The following is a 7,774-nucleotide window of genomic DNA, read 5'->3' as shown; positions in this document are numbered from 1 at the left end:
AGCATCCAATAGTGCCCCGCAATCATCCGATCAATAAAAATACTCTCTACCGGCGGCTTAAACGAATCCAAATACTTAAACACCGTACTCGTCTTAGCCGCCACATGCTTATGAATACTGGATTCGCCAAAATCATATGGCTGCTCAGAATTAAATGGCACAATCAAAATATCGCGCCACATCGCATAATACGCCTCATCAATAGCCGGCTGACTCCCCACCCGCGCACCCAAATCAATCAGATACGCATCCAGGGCCTTATAATCCTCAGCCAGCGCCGCCGTTACCGTATTGCGATACGCCTCAACAATCTCTGGCTTCAACTTTTTCACACAGCCAAAATCGTACATCACAAGACTGCCATCTGGCCGGTATGCAAAATTACCCGCATGAGGATCGCCATGGATACACTGAAAACGAAACAGCTGATCAGCCATGGTGGTAAACATACGGTGGCCAATCAGATTAATGGTGGCTTGATCGTAACGCTCCGGCGTAACGTCACTCACATGGTCGCCTTCTTCAAGCTCCATGGTGAGCACATGGCGAGTAGAGTGGCTGTTAATGACCGCCGGAATAACCACCCAAGGGTCGTCTTTGTGGAACGCCCGAAACTGCTCAACGTTGCGGGCTTCATTCTCGTAATCCAGCTCTTCGTGCAACCGCTCCCGAATTTCCGCAAACAGTTGATCCACAGACTCTTTGGGCATCTTCAACAGACCCCCAAGCTTTAACGCCAAGCGTAGCTGCTTCAAATCGGAATCGCAGGACTCATCCACACCCGGGTATTGCACCTTTACAATTACATCTGTGCCATCGTGCAAACGAGCACGATGCACCTGGCCAATAGAAGCAGCCGCGTAAGGTTTTTCCTGAAGGTATTCGAACAACTCGCCAACCGGTTTGCCCAATTCGGTCTCTATCTGATGCAGAATAATATCGAAGGGCATGGGCGGCGCTTCTTTTTGCAGTTTTTGCAGCGCGTCGGAGAACTCCCGGGGCAAGAAGTCCTGGGTTTGGGACGCAATTTGTCCTACCTTCATGGCTGCGCCTTTCATCTCACCGAGGGTGTCGGTAATGCGGCTGGCCATGCGGCTGTAGCTTTCGCTGCGGGCGCCGTCGTCGTTCTCAGTGCTGAGCAGGCTACGAGCTTTCTGGCCGGCGTACTGACTCGCCACTGAGGCAGTCATGCCTGCAAGTTTGAAGAAACGACCGCTGCGTGAGGTAACTGGTTTTTTTGCCATGCCTGACTATACGTGCTCCCAGAAAAGAAAGATTGTGCCCGCCCAAATTAAACCACTTTGGTGAAGACCGACAACTTATCCTCTAGTTGCAGCTTTAGGGTTTGTTCTGAAAGAAGCGGACCAACACCTTTTGGCGTGCCAGTGAGCACAACATCGCCGGGCAATAACGTGAAGTGACGGCTTATGTGAACTAGCAGCGGAACAATCGGGAAGAGCATGTCCCGGGTATCACCGCTTTGTTGGCGTTGCTCGTTAATGTCCAGGCTAAACGTGATGTGGTCGTTGGGGAAGTGTTCAGCTGCCACAAATGGCGAAAGAGGGCAGGCGCCGTCGAATGCTTTCGCACGCTCCCAAGGATGGCCTTTGTCTTTCAGCTGGCTTTGTAGGTCTCGCAGGGTAAGGTCCAGCGCCAAACCGTAGCCAAGAATGGCTGCCTGAGCTTCGCTGGCAGAGACGTTTGTCAGTGGCTTGCCAATCAGTACCGCCAGTTCGGTTTCAAAGTGCACCTGACCTTTACGGCCCTGAAAGTCCAGAGGGCGAGTCAGGTGTACTGCAGAGGAGGCGGGCTTAATGAACAGCAGGGGTTCGGAAGGTACCGGATTGTTCAGCTCTTTTGCGTGTTCGGCGTAGTTTCGCCCGATACACACAACCTTTCCCAATGGCAGATGCACTGGCGTGCCGTCTTTCCAGTGATGCTGATATAGCTCCATGGTGTCCTCCACTGTCTATCCGCCTACTCAAGGGCGAGATACTTACTCACCCTCAAATGAGCATACAGTATAGACCTTCAAGCCCTCTTTCTGCAGCTTTGCAGAGCCACCCAGATCGGGGAGATCAATCATCGCGGCTACTTCCACAATTTCAGCACCAATGCGGCGAATCAGTCGGCTCGCTGCCAGCATGGTGCCGCCCGTGGCAATCAAATCGTCCACCAGCACTACCTTGTCTCCCGGCTTGAACGCATCCTGGTGCAGCTCTACAGAGGCGGTTCCGTATTCCAGTTCGTAGTCTTCTACCAGCGTATCAAACGGTAGCTTGCCCTTTTTACGCACCAATACCAGCGAGGCATTCAGCTCGTAGGCCAAGGCTGAACCAATGATAAACCCCCGGGCATCCACCGCAGCTACGGCATCAATCTTCTGGCCGTGATAGCGGTGAACGAATGCATCAATCAGCTTCCGGAAGGCTGTTTTGTCTTGCAAAACCGTGGTGATATCACGGAACGCGACGCCGGGCTTGGGCCAGTCAGGCACCGTGCGAATGGCTTGCTTGATGCTTTGAGAAAAGTAATCCATAAAATCAGGCTCTCATTCCAGGCGCAGCTTAAGAGGCATCCAGAAAGATGAATTTCAGAATGAAGATGACAGCGATTACCACAACACTCACGTTCAGATCAGACCAGCGTCCGCTCAGGGCTTTGATAACCGCGTAAGTGATAAAGCCCAGGGCAATGCCGTTGGCGATGGAGAACGTCAGAGGCATCATCAGTGCGGTTACGACCGCAGGCGCAGCTTCGGTGATGTCGTCCCAGTTTATCAGCTTCAGGCCGCTGGCCATCAATACTGCAACATAAAGCAGGGCCGGGGCCGTGGCGTAAGGCGGAATAATACTGGCGATCGGCGACAGCAGCAGGCAAGCAAGGAACAGCAGGGCTACAACCACGGCAGTTAACCCCGTGCGCCCGCCAGCAGAAATGCCAGCAGTCGATTCGATATAACTGGTAGTTGTTGAAGTGCCCAACGCGGCGCCGGACATGGTGGCAACAGAGTCAGACATCAGGGCTCGGCCTAGGCGCGGAAGCTTGCCGTCTTTATCCAGCAAACCACCACGGTGGGCGGCGCCAATGAGGGTGCCGGAGGTGTCGAACAGATCTACAAACAAAAACGCGAACACAATGCTGATCATGCCAACGTTCAGTGCACCGGCAATATCCATTTGCATGAACGTGGGGGCTAAGCTAGGAGGGGCGGCAATAAAACCATTGTACTCGACCAGGCCCAACATCATGGCAATCGCTGTTACAGCAATAATGCCGATCATCACGGCGCCGGTAATGCGGCGGAATGACAGCGCACAAATCAACACGAATCCGCCAAAGAACAGCAGGCTTTCGGCAGATTTCAGATCGCCCAAGCCAACAAGTGTGGCAGGGTGATCGACTACAATGCCGGCGTTTTTAAGGGCGATTAGCGCGAGAAAGAAGCCAATGCCTGCGGAAATGCCGAAACGCAAAGACATGGGAATGCTGTTGATGATCCATTCTCGTATTTTGAAAATACTGAGCAAAAAGAAGATAAAACCCGAGAGGAATACCGCACCCAGTGCCACTTCCCAGCTATAGCCCAAACTGCCCACAACGGTGAATGAGAAGAATGCGTTTAATCCCATGCCAGGCGCGAGGGCGATTGGGTAATTTGCCCACAGGCCCATGATCAGGGTGCCAATGGCCGCCGCCAGACAGGTGGCAACAAACACAGCACCGAAATCCATGCCGGTGGATGACAAAATGTCCGGGTTGACCACGATAACGTACGCCATGGTCAGGAAAGTGGTGATGCCCGCAATCAGTTCTTTTCGAACTGTCGTGTCGTGGGCGTGAAGTTTGAACAGTCGTTCGAGCATGACGAGTGTCTGCCTCTAAGGATGCGGGGGAGTGGGGTGAAAAAACGGTAATCTTACCGGCTGAGGAGGCTCAGGCCAAGAGATGATTGACGGTTCATGGGAGCGGCCGACAACCATCAGTTTTAGGTTGGATCTCGCTGTAATCGGATATCGAAACGCACCGCCGCCATCCGGACGATAACGATAAAAAGAAGGCCTATCGTCAGCGATAGGGTTTCACTTTGTAGAGCCCATTGGCATAGGAAATAGAGCCAGCACCCGGCAAATGAAATAGACGCGTAGATCTGATCCTTGCGGAAAATGAAAGGCACTTCATTACAGAGGGTGTCGCGCAGGGCACCCCCGAATGTACCTGTCATCACGCCAAGTAGCGAAGCGATAAACCATGAGTGACCCAAGTCGAGGGCTAACTGCGCTCCAAGTATCGAGAAGGTCCCCAGGCCGATCGCATCTGGGAATACAATCCAAGATTCGCGAAGACGCTCCGAGCGTTTCCAGTAGCTGAATACAACCGCTATGGCGAGAATCAGGATGGGCTGCTCTTCGTGTTTGATCCAGTAAACCGGGTGATTTCCCATAATAAGATCACGCAGGGTTCCGCCGCCCAAAGCGGTAATGAATGCGATAGTAAACACGCCAACCGGGTCCATGTTTTTGGAACGCGCAACCACCATACCTGATATGGCGAAGGCGACAATTCCAATCATTTCAAGTGAGTAAACAACGTCGAACATAGTAAGCCCTGAAAGAAAGGCGGGTAGTTTTTGAGCAGCTCGGACCAAGAGCGCGAAGGATAACGGAAAACGGCTCTTGAATCATCTCCGGACATGGGGCAATAGAGACTAGGTTATAAGCGTTACTTATTCACATGGATAAAGGTTCTTTATTTGCTTCATAGACGGAGTCTGTTTAGCTTTGCTTGATTCAATAACAACAGAGTTTCATCAAAAGGAGTCCCCATGAAAGCAATCCTCTGTAAGGAATATGGTCCAGCTGAAACACTGGTCATTGAGGACGTGCCCAGTCCCGAGGCTAACGGGCGCGGTGTTAAGGTTCGGGTAAAAGCGGCAGGCCTGAATTTTCCTGACACACTTATTATTGAAAACAAATACCAGATCAAGCCGACCCTGCCTTTCTCCCCGGGTGGCGAAATGGCTGGTGAAATCATTGCGGTGGGCGACAAGATAACCCGTTTCAAAGTCGGTGATCGGGTTGCAGGTTTAACCGGATACGGTGCCTTTGCCGAAGAAGTGATCGTACCCGAGCACAACTTGCTGCCAATCCCGGAAGGCATGAGCGACGAAAAAGCCGCGGCGTTTACCATGGTTTACGGCACCTCCTATTATGCCCTCAAGCAGCGTGCCAATATCCAGTCGGGCGAAAGCCTTCTGGTTCTGGGTGCCAGCGGCGGCGTAGGCCTGGCAACCGTTGAGTTAGGCAAGGCGATGGGCGCCCGCGTAATCGCCGCTGCCAGTTCCGCTGAGAAACTGGAGGTTGCCAAAGCTGCAGGTGCAGATGAGCTGATCAATTACACCGAAGAGCCGCTAAAGGACGCCGTAAAGCGCCTGACCAATAGCAAGGGTGTGGATGTGGTTTACGACCCTGTAGGTGGCGATTTCACTGAGCAGGCTTTGCGTGCCATGGCCTGGAACGGTCGTCATTTGATTGTCGGCTTTGCTGCAGGCGATATCCCCAAAATCCCAGCGAACCTGACGTTGCTGAAAGGCTGCTCTGTGGTTGGCGTGTTTTGGGGCAGTTTTACCCAGCGTGAACCAGAGACGAGCGCCCAAAACATGATGGAGCTGATGAAGTTTTACGCCGAAGGCAAAATTGATCCGCAGGTCAGTGAAGTGTTCGAGTTTGAGGACTACGCCAAGGCTCTGGGTGCCCTGACTGAACGTCGAGCTACTGGGAAGGTAGTGTTGAAGGTTGGATGCTGAGTATTTGTAGCCTGTCAGCTTTGGTGCAAAGCTGACAGGCCTTTAAAGCGCACTTAGAAACGAAACTCCCCAGAATCAATATCCGACACCAATTCCGGAGTCAGTTGAGTGTAACTCTCGGTTTTCGGCAGCCAAGCAAAAACTTCTTCATGGGGCCGTTCCAGAGCGTAACCCGCTTTCTGGATATCCACCTTGCGGTATTTGAAGGTTCCCGTTTTCTCGATGGCATTGGTCACCCGCACAAAAACCGGAACCGCATAGGCCGGCAGGTTCTTCTGCAGGTAGGCCAGCAGCTTGTTGATATCGAAGCTATCGCTGTTCGGTACCAACGTGACCATGCCCGCCTTGCCGTTGGTTTTTGGGATCTCAACACCGTAAACAATGGCTTCTTCCACCATCCCAGAGCCATCGATGATGTTCTCTACCTCGTTGGTAGACACGTTCTCGCCTTTCCAACGGAAGGTGTCGCCCATTCTGTCCACGAACTGCAGGTGGCGAAAGCCGAGGTTCCTTAGAACATCTCCGGTGTTAAACCAGGAGTCTCCCTTTTTGAAAGCGTCCCGCAGAATGGATTTCTCTGTGGCTTCTTTTTGGGTATAGCCTTCAAAAAACCACTTTGTCGTGATTTCGCTAATAAGCAGGCCCGGCTCGCCCTTCGCCACTTCCTGCATAACGCCCTTGTCATCACGGACAGGGTCGCGGGTACCGTCGTGAAATCTCACCAGTTTGTAAGGTGCCGTAGATAAGCCAACAGTGTTGTCCAGGTTGAGGAAGTTACTGAAACCGACGTTGCCTTCGCTGGATGCATAGAGCTCCGCAACCTTGTCAATCCCGAAGCGCTCTTTGAACTCAGTCCAGATAGAGGGACGCAGGCCGTTACCAAGCATTCTGGTTAAGCGGTGGTTGCGATCCTGGTCGCTTGCGGGCTGGTTTAGCAAATACCGGCAGAGTTCGCCGATGTATCCGAATACGGTTGCATCATAGCGGCGCACGTCGTCCCAGAACGCGCTGGCGGAGAATTTACGGCGTAGAGCAAATGCCGAGCCGCCAGCCAATACCGAGCCCCAGCACACAACAAGGCCGGTGCCGTGATACAGCGGCAGGGTGCAGTAGAAGACGTCGTCTGGTTTCATAGACAGAGACATCAGACCAAAACCACCGTACGCCTTCAAAAACTTGGTGTGAGAGCCAGGGGCCGCTTTCGGCAGGCCGGTGGTGCCAGAGGTGAACAGATAAATTGCCGTATCGCCCGCTCTGGGTGGATCACTCAAAACCGGGTTGTTGCTGCTAAATGTACTGACCTGTTGCGCCATGTTGGCGTAATCAGAAGGTGCGTCGCCGAAAGTATTAAGGGTATTGGTGTCGGCCAGAAACAGGAAAGGCGTGGGGTGGTCGAGCTGAAGGTTTCCTTTTACGTCGTCAAATGCAGCCGCCAACTCTTCACCAACCACGACCATTTTGGGGTTAACCAGATTGGCACTGTGTTCCAGTACTTTGCCTTTTTGGGAGGTGTTTAGCATGGCGCAGGCAACGCCGATTTTGGCTGCCCCCGCCACCACCGCCAAAACTTCTGGGCGGTTTTCCAGGAAGATGGCAATGGAGTCGCCTTTTTTCAGCCCCTGAGCCTGAAAATAGCCCGCGATACGGTTAGACCATGAATTGAAATCGCCCCAGGTGATACTGAAATCCTCAAACAGAATTGCAGGCCTGTCGCGATGCTTTTCCGCGTTGTTTTTAACCAAGGTTCCGAGGGTAAGGGGTTTGTTGGCGTCCTTGACCGAGTAGTAGTAATAACCTTTAGCTATAGCCGGGAACCGTTTGAGAATCCCCGGCAGGCTGCGTGCGATATCCATCGCAGTAACGTTGTCTTGGCTCATGGTCTTTCCGTCAGGGAGAATTTATTGTTGCTATTAGTCCTGGATTCAAGTATTAAGTGCAGCACCGCTCGTATCCAAGCCTCCTGAGTAT

Annotated in this window: 7 protein-coding genes; 1 reads left to right on the top strand and 6 read right to left on the bottom strand. The window is 52.6% G+C overall.

Annotated elements, in window-relative coordinates; genetic code table 11:
* The 5 genes from ACTH3S_RS17125 to ACTH3S_RS17105 all read right to left on the bottom strand — a co-directional run.
* On the bottom strand, positions 1-1,244 hold a 1,244-nt coding region (locus ACTH3S_RS17125), incomplete at its 3' end, for an ABC1 kinase family protein (protein WP_441810225.1).
* Positions 1,245-1,291: 47 nt separating this feature from the next.
* Positions 1,292-1,954: a fumarylacetoacetate hydrolase family protein gene (locus ACTH3S_RS17120; protein WP_441810224.1), complete on the bottom strand. Its 663-nt coding sequence runs from the start codon at positions 1,952-1,954 to the stop codon at positions 1,292-1,294.
* A gap of 42 nt (positions 1,955-1,996) precedes the next feature.
* Positions 1,997-2,539, bottom strand: a complete 543-nt coding sequence (locus tag ACTH3S_RS17115; protein WP_441810223.1) for an adenine phosphoribosyltransferase — start codon at positions 2,537-2,539, stop codon at positions 1,997-1,999.
* A gap of 28 nt (positions 2,540-2,567) precedes the next feature.
* Complete coding sequence (locus ACTH3S_RS17110) at positions 2,568-3,866, bottom strand: NCS2 family permease (protein ID WP_441810222.1); 1,299 nt, start codon at positions 3,864-3,866, stop codon at positions 2,568-2,570.
* Positions 3,867-3,988: 122 nt separating this feature from the next.
* Positions 3,989-4,600 carry a trimeric intracellular cation channel family protein gene (locus ACTH3S_RS17105; protein WP_441810221.1) on the bottom strand — a complete coding sequence of 204 codons (612 nt, stop codon included), beginning with the start codon at positions 4,598-4,600 and terminating at the stop codon, positions 3,989-3,991.
* A 225-nt stretch (positions 4,601-4,825) separates the two neighbouring features.
* Between ACTH3S_RS17105 and ACTH3S_RS17100 the strand changes: the two genes are divergently transcribed.
* Positions 4,826-5,806, top strand: coding sequence for an NADPH:quinone oxidoreductase family protein (locus ACTH3S_RS17100; RefSeq protein ID WP_441810220.1), 981 nt, complete (start codon positions 4,826-4,828; stop codon positions 5,804-5,806).
* Between the two features lie 53 nt (positions 5,807-5,859).
* Here ACTH3S_RS17100 and ACTH3S_RS17095 read toward each other — a convergent pair whose 3' ends face one another.
* Positions 5,860-7,683 carry a long-chain-acyl-CoA synthetase gene (locus ACTH3S_RS17095; protein ID WP_441810219.1) on the bottom strand — a complete coding sequence of 608 codons (1,824 nt, stop codon included), beginning with the start codon at positions 7,681-7,683 and terminating at the stop codon, positions 5,860-5,862.
* Positions 7,684-7,774: the final 91 nt, after the last annotated feature.

The organism is Marinobacter sp., from assembly GCF_052094685.1.
In the GTDB taxonomy this organism is placed as follows: domain Bacteria; phylum Pseudomonadota; class Gammaproteobacteria; order Pseudomonadales; family Oleiphilaceae; genus Marinobacter.
This window is presented reverse-complemented; position numbering and strand designations above follow the sequence as displayed.